This window comes from Agromyces lapidis, assembly GCF_009749405.1.
GTDB classification, from domain to species: Bacteria; Actinomycetota; Actinomycetes; order Actinomycetales; family Microbacteriaceae; genus Agromyces; species Agromyces lapidis.
Window position 1 is genome coordinate 461,046 of record NZ_WBIQ01000002.1, and the last position, 19,391, is coordinate 480,436.

The 19,391-nt window shown below is 68.0% G+C and carries 28 protein-coding genes; 27 read left to right on the plus strand and 1 reads right to left on the minus strand.

Annotated elements, in window-relative coordinates; translation table 11 throughout:
* Positions 1 to 39: 39 nt before the first annotated feature.
* From GQQ93_RS05405 to GQQ93_RS05465, 13 genes are all read left to right on the plus strand, one after another.
* Positions 40 to 330, plus strand: coding sequence for a WXG100 family type VII secretion target (locus GQQ93_RS05405; RefSeq protein WP_246192102.1), 291 nt, complete (start codon positions 40 to 42; stop codon positions 328 to 330).
* A 93-nt stretch (positions 331 to 423) separates the two neighbouring features.
* Positions 424 to 699: a hypothetical protein gene (locus GQQ93_RS05410; RefSeq protein ID WP_157423206.1), complete on the plus strand. Its 276-nt coding sequence runs from the start codon at positions 424 to 426 to the stop codon at positions 697 to 699.
* The gene (locus tag GQQ93_RS05415) at positions 699 to 2,525 is read left to right on the plus strand and encodes a hypothetical protein (protein WP_157423207.1); all 1,827 of its coding nucleotides are present in this window, start codon (positions 699 to 701) and stop codon (positions 2,523 to 2,525) included. Before GQQ93_RS05410 ends, GQQ93_RS05415 begins: the two co-directional genes overlap by 1 nt.
* On the plus strand, positions 2,526 to 2,987 hold the full coding sequence (locus GQQ93_RS05420) for a hypothetical protein (RefSeq protein ID WP_157423208.1): 462 nt from the start codon (positions 2,526 to 2,528) through the stop codon (positions 2,985 to 2,987). It abuts the gene before it with no gap.
* Positions 2,984 to 3,652, plus strand: coding sequence for a hypothetical protein (locus GQQ93_RS05425; RefSeq protein WP_157423209.1), 669 nt, complete (start codon positions 2,984 to 2,986; stop codon positions 3,650 to 3,652). The genes GQQ93_RS05420 and GQQ93_RS05425 overlap by 4 nt, the downstream gene beginning before the upstream one ends.
* Before the next feature lie 34 nt (positions 3,653 to 3,686).
* Positions 3,687 to 4,241 carry a hypothetical protein gene (locus GQQ93_RS05430; RefSeq protein ID WP_157423210.1) on the plus strand — a complete coding sequence of 185 codons (555 nt, stop codon included), beginning with the start codon at positions 3,687 to 3,689 and terminating at the stop codon, positions 4,239 to 4,241.
* A gap of 35 nt (positions 4,242 to 4,276) precedes the next feature.
* Positions 4,277 to 4,780: a DUF6121 family protein gene (locus GQQ93_RS05435; RefSeq protein WP_157423211.1), complete on the plus strand. Its 504-nt coding sequence runs from the start codon at positions 4,277 to 4,279 to the stop codon at positions 4,778 to 4,780.
* 6 nt (positions 4,781 to 4,786) lie between these two features.
* Positions 4,787 to 5,533 carry a spermidine/putrescine ABC transporter substrate-binding protein gene (locus tag GQQ93_RS05440; RefSeq protein ID WP_343032740.1) on the plus strand — a complete coding sequence of 249 codons (747 nt, stop codon included), beginning with the start codon at positions 4,787 to 4,789 and terminating at the stop codon, positions 5,531 to 5,533.
* A gap of 283 nt (positions 5,534 to 5,816) precedes the next feature.
* Complete coding sequence (gene rpsL, locus GQQ93_RS05445) at positions 5,817 to 6,191, plus strand: 30S ribosomal protein S12 (RefSeq protein WP_022889720.1); 375 nt, start codon at positions 5,817 to 5,819, stop codon at positions 6,189 to 6,191.
* Positions 6,191 to 6,661 carry a 30S ribosomal protein S7 gene (gene rpsG, locus GQQ93_RS05450; protein ID WP_156999941.1) on the plus strand — a complete coding sequence of 157 codons (471 nt, stop codon included), beginning with the start codon at positions 6,191 to 6,193 and terminating at the stop codon, positions 6,659 to 6,661. Before rpsL ends, rpsG begins: the two co-directional genes overlap by 1 nt.
* Positions 6,662 to 6,864: 203 nt before the next feature.
* Positions 6,865 to 8,979: an elongation factor G gene (fusA, locus tag GQQ93_RS05455; protein WP_157423212.1), complete on the plus strand. Its 2,115-nt coding sequence runs from the start codon at positions 6,865 to 6,867 to the stop codon at positions 8,977 to 8,979.
* Between the two features lie 112 nt (positions 8,980 to 9,091).
* Positions 9,092 to 10,285: an elongation factor Tu gene (gene tuf, locus GQQ93_RS05460; protein WP_157423213.1), complete on the plus strand. Its 1,194-nt coding sequence runs from the start codon at positions 9,092 to 9,094 to the stop codon at positions 10,283 to 10,285.
* 135 nt (positions 10,286 to 10,420) lie between these two features.
* A complete protein-coding gene (locus GQQ93_RS05465) occupies positions 10,421 to 11,635 on the plus strand; it encodes an acyltransferase family protein (protein WP_157423214.1) in 1,215 nt (404 codons plus the stop codon).
* Positions 11,636 to 11,651: 16 nt separating this feature from the next.
* Here GQQ93_RS05465 and GQQ93_RS05470 read toward each other — a convergent pair whose 3' ends face one another.
* The gene (locus GQQ93_RS05470) at positions 11,652 to 12,107 is read right to left on the minus strand and encodes an OsmC family protein (protein WP_157423215.1); all 456 of its coding nucleotides are present in this window, start codon (positions 12,105 to 12,107) and stop codon (positions 11,652 to 11,654) included.
* A 531-nt stretch (positions 12,108 to 12,638) separates the two neighbouring features.
* Between GQQ93_RS05470 and rpsJ the strand changes: the two genes are divergently transcribed.
* The 14 genes from rpsJ to rplE are packed head-to-tail and all read left to right on the plus strand — an operon-like array spanning position 12,639 to position 19,302.
* A complete protein-coding gene (rpsJ, locus tag GQQ93_RS05475) occupies positions 12,639 to 12,947 on the plus strand; it encodes a 30S ribosomal protein S10 (RefSeq protein WP_017201594.1) in 309 nt (102 codons plus the stop codon).
* Positions 12,948 to 12,955: 8 nt separating this feature from the next.
* The gene (gene rplC / locus GQQ93_RS05480) at positions 12,956 to 13,612 is read left to right on the plus strand and encodes a 50S ribosomal protein L3 (protein ID WP_157423216.1); all 657 of its coding nucleotides are present in this window, start codon (positions 12,956 to 12,958) and stop codon (positions 13,610 to 13,612) included.
* 3 nt (positions 13,613 to 13,615) lie between these two features.
* Positions 13,616 to 14,275, plus strand: coding sequence for a 50S ribosomal protein L4 (gene rplD, locus GQQ93_RS05485; RefSeq protein ID WP_157423217.1), 660 nt, complete (start codon positions 13,616 to 13,618; stop codon positions 14,273 to 14,275).
* Entirely contained in the window at positions 14,272 to 14,574 is a 303-nt protein-coding gene (gene rplW, locus GQQ93_RS05490; protein ID WP_022889726.1) for a 50S ribosomal protein L23, read from the plus strand. Before rplD ends, rplW begins: the two co-directional genes overlap by 4 nt.
* 16 nt (positions 14,575 to 14,590) lie before the next feature.
* On the plus strand, positions 14,591 to 15,430 hold the full coding sequence (gene rplB / locus GQQ93_RS05495) for a 50S ribosomal protein L2 (RefSeq protein WP_157423218.1): 840 nt from the start codon (positions 14,591 to 14,593) through the stop codon (positions 15,428 to 15,430).
* A 12-nt stretch (positions 15,431 to 15,442) separates the two neighbouring features.
* Positions 15,443 to 15,724 (plus strand): 30S ribosomal protein S19, encoded by a 282-nt coding sequence (rpsS, locus tag GQQ93_RS05500; protein WP_022889728.1) that lies wholly within the window; start codon positions 15,443 to 15,445, stop codon positions 15,722 to 15,724.
* 25 nt (positions 15,725 to 15,749) lie between these two features.
* Positions 15,750 to 16,115, plus strand: coding sequence for a 50S ribosomal protein L22 (gene rplV / locus GQQ93_RS05505; protein ID WP_026378675.1), 366 nt, complete (start codon positions 15,750 to 15,752; stop codon positions 16,113 to 16,115).
* Positions 16,115 to 16,867, plus strand: a complete 753-nt coding sequence (rpsC, locus tag GQQ93_RS05510; RefSeq protein WP_157423219.1) for a 30S ribosomal protein S3 — start codon at positions 16,115 to 16,117, stop codon at positions 16,865 to 16,867. The genes rplV and rpsC overlap by 1 nt, the downstream gene beginning before the upstream one ends.
* Positions 16,868 to 16,869: 2 nt before the next feature.
* Positions 16,870 to 17,289 carry a 50S ribosomal protein L16 gene (gene rplP, locus GQQ93_RS05515; protein WP_022889731.1) on the plus strand — a complete coding sequence of 140 codons (420 nt, stop codon included), beginning with the start codon at positions 16,870 to 16,872 and terminating at the stop codon, positions 17,287 to 17,289.
* The gene (gene rpmC, locus GQQ93_RS05520) at positions 17,289 to 17,630 is read left to right on the plus strand and encodes a 50S ribosomal protein L29 (RefSeq protein ID WP_157423220.1); all 342 of its coding nucleotides are present in this window, start codon (positions 17,289 to 17,291) and stop codon (positions 17,628 to 17,630) included. The genes rplP and rpmC overlap by 1 nt, the downstream gene beginning before the upstream one ends.
* Before the next feature lie 2 nt (positions 17,631 to 17,632).
* Positions 17,633 to 17,953: a 30S ribosomal protein S17 gene (rpsQ, locus tag GQQ93_RS05525; RefSeq protein ID WP_022889733.1), complete on the plus strand. Its 321-nt coding sequence runs from the start codon at positions 17,633 to 17,635 to the stop codon at positions 17,951 to 17,953.
* A gap of 32 nt (positions 17,954 to 17,985) precedes the next feature.
* Entirely contained in the window at positions 17,986 to 18,354 is a 369-nt protein-coding gene (rplN, locus tag GQQ93_RS05530) for a 50S ribosomal protein L14 (protein ID WP_157423221.1), read from the plus strand.
* Between the two features lie 4 nt (positions 18,355 to 18,358).
* Positions 18,359 to 18,718, plus strand: a complete 360-nt coding sequence (gene rplX / locus GQQ93_RS05535) for a 50S ribosomal protein L24 (RefSeq protein ID WP_157423222.1) — start codon at positions 18,359 to 18,361, stop codon at positions 18,716 to 18,718.
* On the plus strand, positions 18,718 to 19,302 hold the full coding sequence (gene rplE / locus GQQ93_RS05540) for a 50S ribosomal protein L5 (RefSeq protein ID WP_157423223.1): 585 nt from the start codon (positions 18,718 to 18,720) through the stop codon (positions 19,300 to 19,302). Before rplX ends, rplE begins: the two co-directional genes overlap by 1 nt.
* The last annotated feature ends 89 nt before the right edge of the window (positions 19,303 to 19,391 follow it).

The following is a 19,391-nucleotide window of genomic DNA, read 5'->3' on the forward strand; positions in this document are numbered from 1 at the left end:
TCGCCCGTCCGGGCGGCGAGGATTCTGAGGATGGGGTTGATGATGGCTGATTTCAAGGCGTCGTACGGTGAGATGGAGTCGATGGCCGGTCGTCTCGACTCGGGCCGTGAGGAGATCGGCGACGTGCTGCGTCGTCTGAAGGACGATGTGGACCGTCTGCTCGGTGACGACTTCAAGACGCAGCACGCGTCGGGCAAGTTCGGCGAGGGCTACACGGAGCTGACCACCGGTCTCGAGAAGGCGATCGAGGGCATCTCCGACATGGGCGAGTCGCTGCGCAAGATGATGCAGGCGATCAAGGACACCGACCAGGCACTGGCCGGCAACTAGTCCTCCGCATCTCGGCGGGCGCGGCAGCGGCCGCGCCCGCCGAGGACTGCTCGGCCCGGCCGAACGCCGCGCCCGTATCGAGAGGACCCGCTGATGGGCATGATCAGACTCGACCTCGCCGTGATCGGCGAGGGGGCGCGCAACGCGAGCTCGCTCGCGAACGCCTTCGACGGCACCGACGGCGTCGCAGGGGCGGCAGCCGACGCGTGCGGCCACGGGGGCCTGGCCGGCACGATCCGCGACTTCGAATCGACCTGGTCGCATCGCCGCGACGAGTTCGCCGAGCAGCTCGACACGGTCGCGTCGGCGCTCGTCGCGGTGCACGACGCATTCACGACGCTCGACCGCGATCTGGCATCGGAGGGGTGATGGACCCGATCCACGGAGAACCCGCGATCGTGCGCCGCAGCGGCGCGCGACTCGTCGACACCGCGCAGGCGATCCGCAACGCGGTCGCCGAACTCGAGGCGATCGCGAGCCCCGACGACATGCGCAGCCTCGCGCTCGACCGGATCCGCCGCGAGGCCGGCGCCCTCGCCGACGAGATCAAGCGGGCCGAGTCCCGATACTCCGAGACCGGTCGTGCGCTGCTCGACTTCGCGGCGGTCCACGAGCAGGCGCAGGCCGACGCGGCAACGGCGATCGACGACGCCGAGGCGGCGGAGGCCGCAGCCGATCGCGCCGCGGACGTGCGTCGTGCGGCGCTCCTCGAACTTCGGGCGCTCCCGCCCGCATCGGACGCAGATGAACGGCGGGCCGCGGAGCGCAGGGTGGGCCGCGCCGGTGCGGCCGCCGACGAGCACGGCGCCGATGCCGCCGCCGCGGAACGCCGCCATGCGCAGGCGGTCGCGGAGTTCGAGCAGGCTGCGCGCCGGGCGATGGAACGGATCGAGAACGTCGTCGAGGGCAGCGAACTCAACGACTCGCTCTGGGACCGCTTCACGGGCGCGCTCGACGGGCTCTTCGACTTCGTGCGAGACGCGATCACTGCCGTCTTCGAAGCCGTCACGGCCGTCATCAAGGCCATCGTCGAGCTCATCACGGCCGTGCTCATCGTCATCGCCGCGCTCGTCCTGCTCGGAGTGCTCGCCCTGCTGGCACTCGCGGTGCTCGCACTCGCGGTCATCGCCCTCCTCGCGGTGATCGCACTGGTCGCCCTCGCCGCGATGGTCCTGCTGGCCATCGGCATCGCACTCGTCGGCGTGGTGCTCCTGCTCGTCGCCCTCGTGACGGCGGCCGTGGTCGGGCTGATCCTCACCGTGGTCATGTTCACCGCGGTGAACCTGATGACGGGCATGGACCCGGTCGAAGCGCTCACCCAGGCGCTCATCGTGGCCCTGTTCACGCTCGCACCCGCGCTCTGGCTCGTCGTCAAGCTCGCCTCGGGCGCCGAGACCGGCGACCCGGTCTTCGTCGATCGCACCGAGGGATGGAAGCCCGAACAGGACCAGGGCCTCGCCGACCTGTTCGAGGACCTCCAGGACATCGACGACGCCGGCCACCTCGACCCGAACGACCCCGACACCAATCACGAGTCCGTCGTCCGCATCGTGCCGTGCGTCGCGGAGGACGGCACCATCGTCTACCGGGTGCACATCCCGAGCACCCAGCAGTGGACGCCGGGCGGCGAGAGCGGCAACGACGTCACGAGCGATATCGTCGCCAAGATGGACCAGGCCCAGCAGACCCAGCTCGAGAAGATGGTGATCGCGGCGATGAAGGAGCACGGCATCCCACCGGGGTCGCACGTCATGCTCGCGGGCTGGAGCCTCGGCGGCATCACGGCGGGCAACCTCGCCTCGGACCCCGACTTCACCTCCACGTACAAGGTCGATGCGATCGCGGTCGCCGGGTCGTCGGTCGACGACCTCCCGATCCCGCCGAGCGTGCGCGTGCTCGACGTCTCGCACACGACCGATCCGGTGCCGCGCACCGAGAATCCCTGGGCGCCCGACTACTCCAACGAGCCGAACCGCTACAAGATCGACGTCCCACCGCCCGGCGGCGCGGACGCGCTCGGTCACGATTCCGAGAAGTACAAGACGACCATGCAGGACCAGGTCGACCAGGGCGGGTCGCCGCAGGGCAGCGCGTTCATGGCCGACGACCCCGACGCCGATGACGGGATCCAGATCTCGGACTACTTCCGGGAGCCGACGGGCAGCACCGACTACGCGTACACGAGGGGCGACTAGATGCGGGCCCGCAGCTTCCGCATGCTGCTCGGTGGAGCCGTCGTGCTCGCCGCGCTGACCGGGTGCACACCGCCCACGACGGAGGGAACCGAGATGAAGATCGACGCGACGGCGATCGAGCGCGAACTCGAATCGATCGACGGGGTCGCCTCGGCGACGATCGGGACCGCGAGTACCGGCACCCCGGGTTCGTACCGGCTCAGCGCGAAGATCGAGCTCGACGAACAGGGCGACGCTGCGCTCGGCGAGGTGCTGCTCGGTGCGGTGCACGCGGTCGAGGCGGGCGCCGACGGCTTCACGACGTACGCCTTCTACGTGGCGGCCCCCGATCCCGCCGGCGGCGATGCCCCGGCCGAGCAGCGTCTGAACGACCGTCGATCGGAGATCCCGATCGACGTCGGTGCGTACCGCGGCAGCGGGCTGGTCTTCACCGAAGAAGAACTCGCCGAGGCGGCGGGGTGACGGCGGCGCGGGCCGCGCTGGAGTTCCGGCTTCCGGGGGAGTGGTGGGAGGTGCAGCTCGGTTCGGAGGCGCAAGCCGCCGAATCCATCCGCGAGCTCGTCCGACGCGAGTACGGTCGGCGCGACGACGATGCGGCGATCCGGGCTGCGCACCGCCGACGCCTGACGGATGCCGCGGGGCGGGCGATCTCCGCCGGGGCCACGCAGCAGCACATCGCGCTGCGGCTGGCCGCGCGGGCATCGCTCGCGACGACGCTCATCGAGTATCGGCCTGCGCTCCCGCTCGGTGATCGCGCCGAACCGGCGCTCGTCGCCGAGCAGCTCGTCGCGGGCCTCTTCGGGGGTCGCGCGGGAACCGACTCCGCTCGCCTCTGGTCGGACTTCGCCGACGACGGGGGAGTCGCGTTCGAGAAGGGCGACTCGATCGTGCTGCGTCGCTCGCGCCTCATCGCATCGGGATCGGGCCGCGACGAGGCGGAGGCGCTGCAGGTCGACTACTGGCTGACGGAGCCCGGCCGGCCCGCCGCGGTACTCGTCGGACTCTCGACGATCCTCGTCGACGCCGGCCCGATGATGGTCGAGTTGTTCGACGCGATCATCGCGGCCGCCGAGTGGCGCTCGGCGGGACGCGCGGGCGATCTGCGAGCCGAGCTCGCCTCCGGGTGACGCGGCGGCCCGACGCGCGTGCGATGCTGTCCTGATGAGACTCGAACTCGACGCCCCGAGCAGCGCATGGGTGCGTGTGCCCACCGACCTCCCGAGCGAGCATGGCGAGGCCTGGGCCGACGAGGCGCTCGAGGGGGTCCGTCGCCGGCATCCCGATGCATCGGCCGAGCAGCTCGCGGCCGTCCGCCAGCTGGTGCTGCGGGCCCGCGACGGGTTGCTGCCCGGCGCCGCGGTCGGGCTCCTCTACCTGCCCGAGCCGCGGCCGTTCGGCCTTCTCGTGAGCATCGGCGTCTCCGAGCCGGAGGCCGTCGAGGGTTCGCTCGTCCGGGCCCTGCTCGGCGAGGCAGAGCTCGTGGGGCGCCCGATCGTCGACCCGGTGGAGGTTCCGGCGATCGGCAGCGGCATCTCGGTACGCTGCCTGTTCGCGCCCGCGGCAGCCGACCGCAAGCCGGCCGCAGGGCTCGCTTACCTGCTCCAGGGCGAGCGGGCGACCGTGCGTGTGATGGCGAGCCCTGCGCCGCAGGAACTCGTCGCCCACGCCGCGCCCTCGCTCGGCAAGATCGTCGCGTCGCTGCGCCTCGTCGACTGAACACCTCGACCGTCGAACCGGCGTAGCCTCGGATCATGGCCGACGACCCGCGCGGGAGCGAACCGCAGCCGACGCGCGACGCATGGGTCGTCGCGAGCTTCGCCGCGGCACTCGACCTCGCGCTGGTGGTCTGCGGGTTCGGTTTCGTGAGCCTGCTGCTCGATCTCGAGGTCGTCGGGGATCCGGCGGTCGGCCTCCTCGTCGGGCCGGCGGCGGTCGGGGCATCCGTCGTCGCGGTCTTCATCGCGCTGGGCGTGCTGCTCCGCCGTCCGGAGCGCATGGCCGGCACCGTGCTCGTCGCCGCCGTCGCGAGCTGGATCGCCTTCGTCGCGGTCGCCGCGATCGGCCACCTGCTCGGCTCGTCGTCGGCGGTGTTCGCGAGCCTGCGGTTCGCGTTCGTCCTCGGCGCGGGCTGGTTCGGGCTGCTCGTGCCGGCGTGCGCGGCGCTCACGGCGTCGCTCGCGGTGCTCGTCGCGCGCGGCCGTCGGGGTGGAATGGAGCGCCCGCGCTGGCCGTGGGAGCGCGACGAGGAGGAGTAGCGAGGGGTGCCGGGCCAGGCGATCGCGGGCCGCGCGGCCGTCGCGGCACGCCACTCGTTCGCCGACGCGGCCCGCCGAGGCATCCGGCGCAGTATCGTGAACCCGATGGAGGGTTCGGTCGAGGCGCGCGTGAGCCACGAGGTCGACCGCTGGCTGCAATGGCTGCCGCGGTGGCGACCCGGCACCCATCGTGCGCGCGTGCGACTCTGCCAGCGCTGCTTCGGCTCGCCGATCCTCGCCGCGGCGGGTCTCGACGTCGACATCCCGCACCCGGTGCAGCACGCCTTCTCGATGCGCATGAAGGGGGTCATCGACGTCTCCGTCGACGACTACACCGCGCGCAACCTGCCGATGCTGCACCGAGAGATCCGGCTCGCCGAAGAGCGCAAGGCCCGGCGTCCGTACCGTGCCGGGGAGGGGCTCGACCCCGAGTACCTCGGCCTCGAGGTCGACCCCGAGCCGGTGCCGGACCAGCCGTTCCTCTTCACGCTCGGCGGCCTCGAGGCCGTCACCGCGGCCGAGGCGAACGAGCCGGCACCGCGCCCGTTCACCCTCGAGGAGAAGGAGGCGCTGCGCGAGGAGGTGCGACTCGCCGACGAGTTCGCGAAGCAGCTCGGCCGCCGCATCTGCATCGAGCTCGCCCAGCACCGCTACCGCATCGGCAACGCGATCGAGCGGCTCGTCGAGCCGCAGGTCGCCGAGATGCTCGCCGATCTCGACCGCGAACTCGATGCTCCGGGGTGGCCCGGTTGAGCGCGGCGTGCGCCTGCATCGCGCTCCGCTCCGGAGAGGAACAGGGTTCCGAGCGCCGGCGACGGGGGCGTTCGGCATCCGCCGTCATTTGACCGCAAGGTTACGTGGCATTACCATAGATCGGGTGTGTGCGCTCTTGCGCGCACATTCGGGTGCCCGCGCTGTTCAGCGGGTCACCCCCACGGCATATCCACCACTGAAGGCTCCGCTGCTCTGCGGTGCCGGTGGGTCTGATGTGAAATCCATCACCGCTGTCACCGTGCAGCACCAACAAGGAGAAGCAGTGCCAACCATTCAGCAGTTGGTCCGCAAGGGTCGCTCGCCGAAGGTCACCAAGACCAAGGCTCCCGCCCTGAAGGCCAACCCCCAGCAGCGCGGCGTGTGCACGCGTGTGTACACCACCACCCCGAAGAAGCCGAACTCCGCGCTCCGCAAGGTCGCACGTGTGAAGCTCTCGAACGGCACCGAGGTCACCGCCTACATCCCCGGTGAGGGCCACAACCTGCAGGAGCACTCGATGGTGCTCGTTCGCGGCGGTCGTGTGAAGGACCTCCCGGGTGTCCGTTACAAGATCATCCGCGGCGCCCTCGACACGCAGGCCGTGAAGAACCGCAAGCAGGCTCGCAGCCGCTACGGCGCGAAGATGGAGAAGAAGTAATGCCTCGCAAGGGACCCGCTCCGAAGCGCCCCGTCGTCGCAGACCCCGTCTACGGCTCGCCGGTCGTCAGCCAGCTCGTCAACAAGATCCTCGTCGACGGCAAGAAGGACCTCGCGCAGCGCATCGTCTACGAAGCGCTCGAGAACGTCGCCGCCAAGTCGGGCCAGGACGCCGTCACGGTGCTCAAGAAGGCGCTCGACAACGTGCGCCCGACCCTCGAGGTGCGTTCGCGCCGCGTCGGCGGTTCGACCTACCAGGTCCCCGTCGAGGTCAAGCCGCACCGTGCGAACACCCTGGCGCTCCGCTGGCTCACCAGCTACGCCAAGGCTCGCCGCGAGAAGACCATGACCGAGCGTCTCACCAACGAGATCCTCGACGCGTCGAACAGCCTGGGTGCTGCGGTCAAGCGCCGCGAAGACACACACAAGATGGCTGAGTCGAACCGCGCCTTCGCCCACTACCGCTGGTAGTAGGCCGGGTGGATGCCTCCGCACCGCGGCGGCATCCGTCAGGCCCACTGCCGCTGGGAGTAGGCCGGGTGGATGCCCCGCACCGCGGCGGCATCCGTCAGGCCCACTGCCGCTGGCAGTAGGCCGGGTGGATGCCCCGGCATCGCGCCGAGGCATCCACCCGCCCCCCACCTTCGCTTCCTGAATCCTCCGGAGGAACCCCCGTGGCACAAGACGTGCTCACCGACCTGAACAAGGTCCGCAACATCGGCATCATGGCGCACATCGATGCCGGCAAGACCACCACGACCGAGCGCATCCTGTTCTACACGGGCGTCAACCACAAGATCGGCGAGACCCACGACGGCGCCTCGACGACCGACTGGATGGAGCAGGAGAAGGAGCGCGGCATCACGATCACGTCTGCCGCCGTGACCTGCTTCTGGAACAAGAACCAGATCAACATCATCGACACCCCCGGCCACGTGGACTTCACGGTCGAGGTGGAGCGCTCGCTCCGCGTGCTCGACGGTGCGGTCGCCGTCTTCGACGGCAAGGAGGGCGTCGAGCCCCAGTCCGAGACCGTCTGGCGCCAGGCCGACAAGTACAACGTCCCGCGCATCTGCTTCGTCAACAAGATGGACAAGCTCGGCGCCGACTTCTACTTCACGGTCGACACGATCATCTCGCGCCTCGGCGCGAAGCCGCTCGTGCTGCAGCTCCCGATCGGTGCGGAGTCCTCCTTCGAGGGCGTCGTCGACCTGGTCGAGATGCGTGCGCTCACGTGGCGCGGCGACGCCAAGGGCGACGTGCAGATGGGCGCCAAGTACGCCGTCGAGGAGATCCCCGCCGACCTCGTCGAGAAGGCCGCCGAGTACCGCACCGCGCTGCTCGAGACCGTCGCCGAGACGAGCGACGAGCTCATGGAGAAGTACTTCGGCGGCGAAGAGCTGACCGTGGCCGAGATCAAGGCCGCGATCCGCAAGCTCACCGTCAACTCCGAGATCTACCCCGTGCTCTGCGGCTCCGCGTTCAAGAACCGCGGCGTCCAGCCGATGCTCGACGCGGTCATCGACTTCCTGCCGTCGCCGCTCGACGTGCCGGCCGTCGAGGCCCGCGACCCGCGCGACGAGGAGAAGATCATCCTCCGTCACGCCGACGCGAAGGACCCCTTCGCCGCCCTCGCGTTCAAGGTCGCCGTGCACCCGTTCTTCGGTCGCCTCACCTACGTGCGCGTCTACTCGGGTCGTCTCGACTCGGGCGGGCAGGTCGTGAACTCGACCAAGGGCCGCAAGGAGCGCATCGGCAAGATCTTCCAGATGCACGCCAACAAGGAGAACCCGGTCGACTTCCTGACCGCGGGCAACATCTACGCCGTCATCGGTCTGAAGGACACGACGACCGGTGACACGCTGTGCGACCCCGACAACCAGGTCGTGCTCGAGTCGATGACCTTCCCCGACCCCGTGATCGAGGTCGCGATCGAGCCGAAGACCAAGGCCGACCAGGAGAAGCTCGGCACCGCGATCCAGAAGCTCGCCGAGGAGGACCCGACCTTCCGCACCGAGCAGAACCAGGAGACCGGTCAGACGGTCATCAAGGGCATGGGCGAGCTCCACCTCGACATCCTCGTCGACCGCATGAAGCGCGAGTTCAACGTCGAGGCGAACGTCGGCAAGCCCCAGGTCGCGTACCGCGAGACGATCAAGCGCGCGGTCGAGAAGCACGACTACACCCACAAGAAGCAGACCGGTGGTTCCGGCCAGTTCGCGAAGATCCAGTTCGCGCTCGAGCCGCTCGAGATCGAAGGCGACAAGACCTACGAGTTCGAGAACAAGGTCACCGGTGGCCGCGTGCCCCGCGAGTACATCCCCTCGGTCGACGCCGGTTTCCAGGACGCCATGCAGTACGGCATCCTCGCCGGCTACCCGATGGTGGGCGTGAAGGCCAGCCTGCTCGACGGTGCCGCCCACGACGTCGACTCCTCGGAGATGGCGTTCAAGATCGCCGGTTCGATGGGCTTCAAGGAAGCCGCTCGCAAGGCGAACCCCGTTCTGCTCGAACCGCTGATGAGCGTCGAGGTCCGTACTCCCGAGGAGTACATGGGCGACGTCATCGGCGACCTGAACTCGCGCCGCGGCCAGATCCAGTCCATGGAGGACGCCGCCGGTGTGAAGGTCGTGCGTGCGCACGTCCCGCTCTCGGAGATGTTCGGCTACATCGGTGACCTGCGGTCGAAGACCTCGGGCCGTGCGGTGTACTCGATGGAGTTCGAGAGCTACGCGGAGGTCCCGAAGGCTGTCGCCGACGAGATCGTCCAGAAGAACAAGGGCGAATAGCCCTGCCCGCACGAACCTTCCGGTTCGCGTAACATATCAACACAACCCCCGTAGGCCACCGGTCGCAATCCAGCGCCCGGCGGCTCTACACGAGTCCTGAGGAGGACCCACAGTGGCTAAGGCCAAGTTCGAGCGGACCAAGCCGCACGTCAACATCGGAACGATCGGTCACGTCGACCACGGCAAGACCACGCTCACCGCTGCGATCTCGAAGGTGCTTGCTGACAAGTACCCCTCGGCGACCAACGTTCAGCGCGACTTCGCGTCGATCGACTCGGCTCCCGAAGAGCGTCAGCGCGGCATCACGATCAACATCTCGCACGTCGAGTACGAGACGCCGAAGCGCCACTACGCGCACGTCGACGCCCCTGGTCACGCCGACTACATCAAGAACATGATCACCGGTGCGGCTCAGATGGACGGCGCGATCCTCGTGGTCGCCGCCACCGACGGCCCGATGGCTCAGACGCGTGAGCACGTGCTGCTCGCCAAGCAGGTCGGCGTGCCCTACCTGCTCGTCGCGCTCAACAAGAGCGACATGGTCGACGACGAGGAGATCCTGGAGCTCGTCGAGCTCGAGGTTCGCGAGCTGCTCTCGTCGCAGGGCTTCCCCGGCGACGACGCTCCGGTCGTTCGCGTCTCGGGCCTCAAGGCGCTCGAGGGCGACGAGAAGTGGGTCCAGTCGGTCCTCGACCTCATGGAGGCCGTCGACGAGTCCGTTCCGGACCCGGTGCGCGACCGCGACAAGCCGTTCCTCATGCCCGTCGAGGACGTCTTCACCATCACCGGTCGTGGCACGGTCGTCACGGGCCGCGCCGAGCGTGGCACGCTGAAGATCAACTCCGAGGTCGAGATCGTCGGCATCCGCCCGACGCAGAAGACCACCGTCACCGGTATCGAGATGTTCCACAAGCAGCTCGACGAGGCATGGGCCGGCGAGAACTGCGGTCTCCTGCTCCGTGGCACCAAGCGCGAGGACGTCGAGCGCGGCCAGGTCGTCGTGGCGCCGGGTTCGGTCACCCCCCACACCAACTTCGAGGGCACTGCCTACATCCTCTCGAAGGACGAGGGCGGCCGTCACAACCCGTTCTACGCGAACTACCGTCCGCAGTTCTACTTCCGCACCACCGACGTCACCGGCGTCATCACGCTGCCCGAGGGCACCGAGATGGTCATGCCCGGCGACACCACCGACATGGTCGTCGAGCTGATCCAGCCGATCGCCATGGAGGAGGGCCTCGGCTTCGCCATCCGCGAGGGTGGCCGCACCGTCGGCGCCGGTACCGTCACGAAGATCATCAAGTAATCTTCGCGATACGCGACCTGTGAGGGGGTCGGGCTTCGGCCCGGCCCCCTTCGTCGTCCCCGCGGCGCCTTCGTCGGGTCCTGATCTTCGAGAATCCCTTGGGCCGAGGATCGGCTTCGCCGTAGGGTTGAGCCGATGGCCGATTCACCCTCGCCATTCGCTCGATCCACGGTACGTCCCGAGATCCAGGCTCTCCGGGCCGTCGCCGTGGGGGCGGTCGTGCTCCACCACGGGTGGCCCGCCGTGGCACCGGCTGGGTACATGGGCGTCGACGTCTTCTTCGTCGTCTCGGGGTTTCTCATCACGGGCCTGCTCATGCGGGAGATCGAGCGGACCGATCGGCTCTCGCTGCGCGACTTCTACCTGCGCAGGGCCCGACGCATCCTGCCCGCGGCGATCGCGACCCTCGCGACCGTCTCGGTGCTCACACTGCTGCTCGTCCCGCAGCGGGAGTGGCGTGCGTGGTTCCGCGAGATCGTCGCGTCCACCCTCTACTACGAGAACTGGCAGCTCGCCGTCGACTCGCAGATCCCACAGCGCGCAGACCTCGAGTCGACGCCGGTGCAGCACTTCTGGTCGCTGTCGGTCGAGGAGCAGTTCTACCTGTTCTGGCCGCTGCTGATGATCGTCGCGCTCTGGATCGCGGCGCGGCGCGGCGCGGCGTCCACCACCGTGATGCTCGTGACGCTCTCCGTCGTCACCGTCGCCTCGTTCGTGCACTCGGTGGTCCTCACCGTGCAGGATCCGAACCTCGCCTACTTCTCGACCTTCGCGCGCACGTGGGAGTTCGGCGTCGGCGGGATCCTCGCGATCGTGAGCCGTGCGCCGATCGCCGGCCGTGCGGGGCTGCGCTCCGTCGTCTCGTGGGCGGGCCTCGTGATCATCGTGGTGCCGATCGTCATCTTCCGTTCGCCCGAGGTGTTCCCGGGCGTCTTCGTGCTCCTCCCGGTGGTCGGAACGCTCGCGGTCATCTGGGCGGGGATGCCGGAGCGCGTCTGGTCGCCCGCGATCGTCGCGCGGCTGCGTCCGGTGCAGTGGACCGGCGACGTCTCCTACTCGCTGTACCTCTGGCACTGGCCGATCTTCATGTTCACCCCGTACCTGACCGGGATGCCGAGTCCTCCGTGGCTGATGGTGGTCCTCGTCGGGGTGTCGGTGCTCGTCGCCGGGCTGTCGAAGCGCTGGATCGAGGATCCGTTCCGTCAGGGACGCCGAGGACTCGGGCTCCGTCCCGTGTTCCTGCTGAGCGGACTGGCCGGGTTGATCGCCCTCATCGTGGGGGCCGGCGTCGTCGCCCCGAGCATGGCGGACGAGCGGGCGGTCGCGTGCGAGCGCTCCGACGAGGAATGAGGGACGGCGGGCCCGGCTACGCCGGGGAACCGTCGATGGTGGTGTCGAGCTCGATGCTGTCCTCGACGCTGCGCGCCACGGTGCATCCCCGCTCGATCGCTCTCGCCATGATCTCGATGAGCTTGGTGCGATCGGATGCCTCGAGTCCGCCGAGATCGACGAGCAGCTCCTCGTCGACCCGGGTGTACCGGTTCGACTCGGGGTCGCTCATGCCGTGCGCCCAGATCGTGATCGCGTAGTCGTCGCCGAGCCGCCGGGCGGCGACCCGATCGGTGCTGAGCCCGGCGCAGCCGATGAGGGCGAGCTTCAGCAGCTCGCCCGGCGAGAAGTGCTCGCCCTCGAGTTCGTCGCCGCCGATGCGCACCGTGGCGCCGCGCTCGTTCAGGCCCTCGTAGCTGCGGGGGCCGGTGCGCGTCACCGAGACGCTCCCCGGACCGATCCGATCGCTGACCTGATGTGCGTGCTCGCTCATTGCGCCTCCAGACGGGGTCGTGGCTCCTTCACCCATCATGGGCCATCGGGCCGGAACGGGGCCGGAGCGGGCCTGGATCGGGGCGGCCGCGGGGCCGCAGCGGGCCCCATTCCTGCGACGTCCCTGTGAGGACCGGTGGGCGCGACACGCCCGGGTTGCACGGACGTCCCGACTGTGGCAAACTCGTTGAGTTCAACATTTCGAACGTGTGCCCTCGTGCGCGCGTTCGAATCACTGTCAGGCAGTGCATAACCACCCGAAGCGCAGCTCCGGGGTCAGGTTAGGCGGCAGGCAGCAGAACACACAACCGACAACCACTTGGCATGGGCCTTCCCATGTTGCGTGCGCGCCGATTGGGGCTCGAAGGTCGAGCGTGTCGAGGGCACCGCCCCGGGTCATCCGGGCGGGTGGCTTCGACAGGCTCGATCACCGGCCTTTGACAGAAGAACAGTGGTGCTTCACACGGAGTAGCTACGCGGCGTCCGATGCCCTCGGAAGGGGTAAGACGCCTTGACAGAGAGAGAGTCAGCAATGGCGGGACAGAAGATCCGCATTCGACTGAAGTCGTATGACCACGAGGTCATCGACACCTCGGCGCGCAAGATCGTCGACACGGTGACCCGCGCGGGCGCCACGGTCGTCGGCCCCGTGCCGCTTCCGACGGAGAAGAACGTGGTGTGCGTCATCCGCTCGCCCCACAAGTACAAGGACAGCCGCGAGCACTTCGAGATGCGCACCCACAAGCGCCTCATCGACATCGTGGACCCGACGCCCAAGGCCGTCGACTCGCTGATGCGTCTCGACCTGCCGGCCGACGTCAACATCGAGATCAAGCTCTGAGGTAACAGATGTCTTCCGCTACCAAGAACGTGAAGGGTCTGCTCGGCACCAAGCTCGGCATGACCCAGGTGTGGGACGAGAACAACAAGCTCGTTCCGGTCACTGTCATCGAGATCGCTCCGAACGTGGTCACCCAGCTCCGCACCGTCGAGAAGGACGGCTACGAGGCTGTGCAGATCGCCGCAGGCGCCATCGACCCGCGCAAGGTGAACCAGCCCGCCGCCGGTCACTTCCGTGAGGCAGGGGTGACCCCGCGTCGCCACCTCACCGAGGTCCGCACGGCCGACGCCGCCTCGTACGAGCGCGGCCAGGAGCTCACCGTCGACGGCACCTTCGAGGCCGGCCAGCTCGTCGACGTCGTCGGCACGAGCAAGGGCAAGGGCTTCGCCGGTGTCATGAAGCGCCACAACTTCAAGGGCGTCTCGGCTTCGCACGGTTCGCACCGCAACCACCGCAAGCCCGGCTCGATCGGTGCTTCGTCGACCCCCAGCCGTGTCTTCAAGGGCATGCGCATGGCCGGTCGCATGGGTGGCGAGCGCGTGACCGTGCTCAACCTCCGCGTGCACGCCGTCGACGCCGAGAAGGGCCTGCTGCTCGTCAAGGGCGCGGTTCCCGGTGCTCGCGGCCGTCTCGTTTTCGTCCGCAACGCAGTGAAGGGGGCGTAGTCCATGGCTACCGCCAACACCATCGACGTGCTCGACGCGACCGGCAAGAAGTCCGGCTCGTTCGAGCTGCCCGCCGAGCTCTTCGACGTGCAGACCAACGTCCCGCTCATCCACCAGGTCGTCGTCGCACAGCTCGCTGCGGCACGCCAGGGCACGCACAAGACCAAGACCCGCGGCGAGGTCTCGGGCGCCGGTCGCAAGCCGTTCAAGCAGAAGGGCACCGGCCGCGCTCGTCAGGGCTCGATCCGCGCTCCGCACATGACCGGCGGTGGCGTCGTGCACGGCCCGCAGCCGCGCGACTACTCGCAGCGCACCCCCAAGAAGATGATCGCCGCGGCTCTGCTCGGCGCTCTCTCGGACCGCGCCCGCGGCGGCCGCATCCACGCGGTCTCCGGGTTCGTCCCCGGTGACGCCCCCCGCACGAAGGACGCCCTGGCGCTCCTCGGCGGCATCGCCCCGGCCAAGCACTTCCTGATCGTGCTCACGCGCGACGAGGAGCTCGCCGAGCGCGCCGTCCGCAACATCCCGACCGTGCACGTGCTGCCGGTCGACCAGCTCAACGCCTACGACGTGCTCGTCGCCGACGACATCGTCTTCAGCGCCGCCGCGCTCGAGGCCTTCGTGGCCGCGAAGTCGGCGAAGAAGGAAGAGGTCTCCGCATGAGCGCCGCACACAACAAGGACCCGCGCGACATCATCATCGCGCCGGTCGTCTCGGAGAAGAGCTACGGCCTGATCGACGAGGGCAAGTACACGTTCACCGTGGACCCCCGCTCGAACAAGACCGAGATCAAGCTCGCCATCGAGAAGATCTTCAACGTCCAGGTGGCGTCGATCAACACCCTGAACCGTCAGGGCAAGACCCGCCGCACCCGGTTCGGCATGGGCAAGCGCAAGGACACGAAGCGCGCGATCGTCACCCTCAAGTCCGGCTCGATCGACATCTTCACGGCTGTCGGCTAAGGAGCAGAGGTAGAAAATGGCTATTCGTAAGTACAAGCCCACGACCCCGGGTCGTCGCGGTTCGTCGGTCGCCGACTTCGCGGAGATCACGCGTTCGACTCCTGAGAAGTCGCTGCTCCGCCCCCTGTCGAAGACCGGTGGTCGTAACAACCAGGGCCGCATCACGACCCGTCACATCGGTGGTGGCCACAAGCGCCAGTACCGCGTGATCGACTTCCGTCGCAACGACAAGGACGGCGTCAACGCCAAGGTCGCTCACATCGAGTACGACCCCAACCGCACCGCGCGCATCGCGCTGCTGCACTTCGTCGACGGCACCAAGCGTTACATCCTGGCTCCGAACAAGCTCTCGCAGGGCGACATCGTCGAGTCGGGCCCGAACGCCGACATCAAGCCGGGCAACAACCTGCCGCTGAAGAACATCCCCACCGGTACCGTCGTGCACGCCATCGAGCTGCGCCCCGGTGGCGGTGCCAAGATGGCTCGCTCGGCCGGCGCCTCGGTGCGTCTCGTCGCCAAGGACGGCCCCTACGCGCAGCTCCGTCTGCCCTCGGGCGAGATCCGCAACGTCGACGCGCGCTGCCGCGCGACCGTCGGCGAGGTCGGCAACGCCGAGCAGTCGAACATCAACTGGGGCAAGGCCGGCCGCAAGCGCTGGAAGGGCGTCCGCCCGACCGTCCGCGGTGTCGCGATGAACCCGATCGACCACCCGCACGGTGGTGGTGAGGGCAAGACCTCCGGTGGTCGCCACCCGGTCAGCCCCTGGGGCAAGTCCGAGGGCCGCACTCGTCGCCCCAACAAGGAAAGCGACAAGCTCATCGTCCGTCGTCGCACCGTCGGCAAGAAGCGCAAGTAGGAGTAAGAGAAGATGCCTCGCAGTCTCAAGAAGGGCCCCTTCGTCGACGAGCACCTGCTTCGCAAGGTCGTCGTCCAGAACGAAGCCGGTTCGAAGAACGTCATCAAGACGTGGTCGCGCCGCTCGATGATCATCCCGGCCATGCTCGGGCACACGATCGCCGTGCACGACGGCCGCAAGCACATCCCGGTGTTCGTCACCGAGACCATGGTGGGTCACAAGCTCGGCGAGTTCGCCCCCACCCGCACCTTCCGTGGTCACGTGAAGGACGACAAGAAGGGCCGCCGCCGCTGACGCGGTGGCGTGAAGGAGGAAAGAAATGGTGGAGTCGATCGCACGCGTGCGTCACATCCGCGTGACCCCCATGAAGGCCCGTCGTGTCGTCAACATGATCCGCGGCAAGCAGGCTCAGGAGGCCCTGGCCATCCTGAAGTTCGCCCCCCAGGGTGCGAGCGAGCCCGTGTACAAGCTCGTCGCCTCGGCCATCGCGAACGCTCGCGTCAAGGCCGATGCAACGAACACCTATCTGGACGAGCAGGACCTCTACATCAGCCGCGCATTCGTCGATGAGGGCACCACCCTCAAGCGATTCCAGCCGCGTGCGCAGGGTCGTGCCTTCCGCATCAACAAGCGAACGAGCCACATCACCGTCGTGCTCGCCACGCCCGAGGAGGGTACGAAGTAATGGGTCAGAAGGTCAACCCGTACGGCTTCCGTCTCGGCATCACCACCGACCACGTGTCGCGGTGGTTCTCCGACTCGACGAAGCCCGGACAGCGCTACGCCGACTACCTCGCCGAGGATGTCAAGATCCGTCGTCTGCTGCAGACATCGCTCGACCGCGCGGGTGTCTCGCGCATCGAGATCGAGCGCACCCGTGACCGCGTCCGCGTGGACATCCACACGGCGCGTCCCGGCATCGTGATCGGCCGCCGCGGCGCCGAGGCCGAGCGCATCCGCGCCGACCTCGAGAAGCTCACCGGCAAGCAGATCCAGCTCAACATCCTCGAGGTCAAGAACCCCGAGGCCGACGCCCAGCTCGTCGCGCAGGGCATCGCCGAGCAGCTCTCCGCTCGTGTGGCGTTCCGCCGCGCGATGCGCAAGGGCCTGCAGGGCGCGCAGCGCGCCGGTGCCAAGGGTGTCCGCATCCAGGTGTCGGGCCGTCTCGGCGGCGCCGAGATGAGCCGCTCGGAGTTCTACCGCGAAGGCCGTGTGCCCCTGCACACGCTCCGCGCGAACATCGACTACGGCTTCTACGAGGCCAAGACCACCTTCGGCCGCATCGGCGTGAAGGTCTGGATCTACAAGGGCGACATCACCAACAAGGAACTCGCGCGCGAGCAGGCGGCCCAGAAGCCGTCCCGCGACCGCAACGACCGTCCCCGTCGCGACCGCGCCCCCAAGGCCGAGCCGGCGACCGCAGGAGTTGAGGCATAACCATGTTGATTCCCCGTCGAGTCAAGTACCGCAAGCAGCACCACCCCGGCCGCTCGGGCCAGGCCACCGGTGGCACCAAGGTGTCGTTCGGTGAGTACGGCATCCAGGCGCTCACGCCCGCTTACGTGACCAACCGTCAGATCGAGTCCGCTCGTATCGCGATGACGCGTCACATCAAGCGTGGCGGCAAGGTGTGGATCAACATCTACCCCGACCGTCCGCTCACGAAGAAGCCGGCCGAAACCCGAATGGGTTCCGGTAAGGGTTCGCCCGAGTGGTGGGTCGCCAACGTCAAGCCGGGTCGCGTCCTCTTCGAGGTCTCGGGCGTCTCCGAGGAGCTCGCCCGCGAAGCCATGACCCGTGCCATCCACAAGCTGCCCCTCAAGGCACGCATCATCAAGCGCGAGGAGGGCGACGCATAATGGCCGTCGGCACCAAGGAGCTCAGCCCCGCAGAGCTCGACACCTTTGAAGACGAGCGACTCGTCGACGAGCTGAAGAAGGCCAAGGAAGAGCTGTTCAACCTGCGCTTCCAGTCGGCCACCGGTCAGCTCGAGAGCCACGGCCGCCTCCGTGCGGTCAAGCGCGACATCGCCCGCATCTACACGGTCATCCGTGAGCGCGAGCTCGGCATCCGTGCCACGCCCGCGCCGGTCGAGGCGGCCCCCGCCAAGGCCGAGAAGAAGACGAAGAAGGCCAAGGCCGAGGCGACTGTGCAAGCTGACAGTGGCCCGGCTGACGCCGCAGAGACGAAGGAGGCCTGATCATGGCTGAGACCAAGAAGGCTGCGAAGCCCGCGGTCGAGACCGCGACCGACCTCGCGGAGTCCAACGAGGTTCGCGGCTACCGCAAGGTCCGCCGCGGCTACGTCGTCAGCGACAAGATGGAGAAGACCATCGTCGTCGAGGTCGAGGACCGCGTGAAGCACCCGCTGTACGGCAAGGTCATCCGCCGTACGTCGAAGGTCAAGGCGCACGACGAGCAGAACACCGCCGGCATCGGCGACCTCGTCGTGATCAGCGAGACCCGCCCCCTTTCCGCCACGAAGCGCTGGCGTCTCGTCGAGATCGTCGAGAAGGCCAAGTAAGCCTCGGGCTTGCTTGAAAGAAGGAGTTCGAAGTGCTTCAGCAGGAATCACGAGTCAAGGTCGCCGACAACACCGGCGCCAAGGAGCTGCTCACGATCCGCGTTCTCGGCGGTTCGAAGCGTCGTTACGCGGGTGTCGGTGACGTCATCGTCGCCACCGTCAAGGACGCTATCCCCGGCGGCAACGTCAAGAAGGGCGATGTGGTCAAGGCCGTCATCGTCCGCACCGTCAAGGAGACCCGTCGTCCCGACGGCTCGTACATCAAGTTCGACGAGAACGCCGCGGTCATCCTGAAGAACGACGGTGACCCCCGCGGCACCCGTATCTTCGGGCCGGTCGGTCGCGAGCTGCGCGACAAGAAGTTCATGAAGATCATCTCGCTGGCACCGGAGGTGCTGTAAAAACATGGCCAAGATCAAGAAGGGCGACCTCGTCCAGGTCATCTCGGGCCGCAGCCAGGCTCGCGGCGGAGACCGCGGCAAGCAGGGCAAGGTCCTCGAGGTGCTCGTCGCCGAGAACCGCGTCGTCGTCGAAGGCGTGAACTTCGTCACGAAGCACGTGCGCGTCGGTCAGACGCAGCGCGGCTCGAAGACCGGCGGCATCGAGACCCACGAGGCGCCGATCCACGTTTCGAACGTCGCGATCGTCGACCCCGAGACGAAGAAGCCGACCCGTGTCGGCTTCCGCACCGAGCAGGTGACGAAGGACGGCGTCACGAAGACCGTCCGCGTCCGCTACGCCAAGAAGTCAGGTAAGGACCTGTAATGACCGACACGGCTACGCAGGCTGGCAAAATCCAGCCGCGACTGAAGACCAAGTACCGCGGCGAGATCGCCAAGGGCCTCACCGAGCAGTTCGAGTACACGAACCCGCACCAGGTGCCCGGCCTCGTGAAGATCGTCGTGAACATGGGTGTCGGCGAGGCCGCCCGCGATGGCAAGGTCATCGACGGCGCGATCGCCGACCTCATCAAGATCACCGGCCAGAAGCCGCAGGTGACCAAGGCCCGCAAGTCGATCGCGCAGTTCAAGCTGCGCGAGGGTCAGCCGATCGGTGCGCACGTCACGCTCCGCGGCGACCGCATGTGGGAGTTCCTCGACCGCCTGCTCTCGCTCGCCCTGCCCCGCATCCGCGACTTCCGCGGACTCAGCGACCAGCAGTTCGACGGCAACGGCAACTACACCTTCGGTCTCACGGAGCAGTCGATGTTCCACGAGATCGACCAGGACAAGATCGACCGCGTTCGCGGCATGGACATCACCGTGGTGACCACCGCCAAGAACGACGACGAGGGTCGTGCGCTGCTCAAGGCGCTCGGCTTCCCGTTCAAGTCGACCGACAACGCGTAGTAGACTCTACGAGTTTGTGCTCGCATTCGCCGGTCTCCGATCACTCGGAGGCCGGCGGGTGCGGGACTTCGGTCTCATGCAATCGCTGA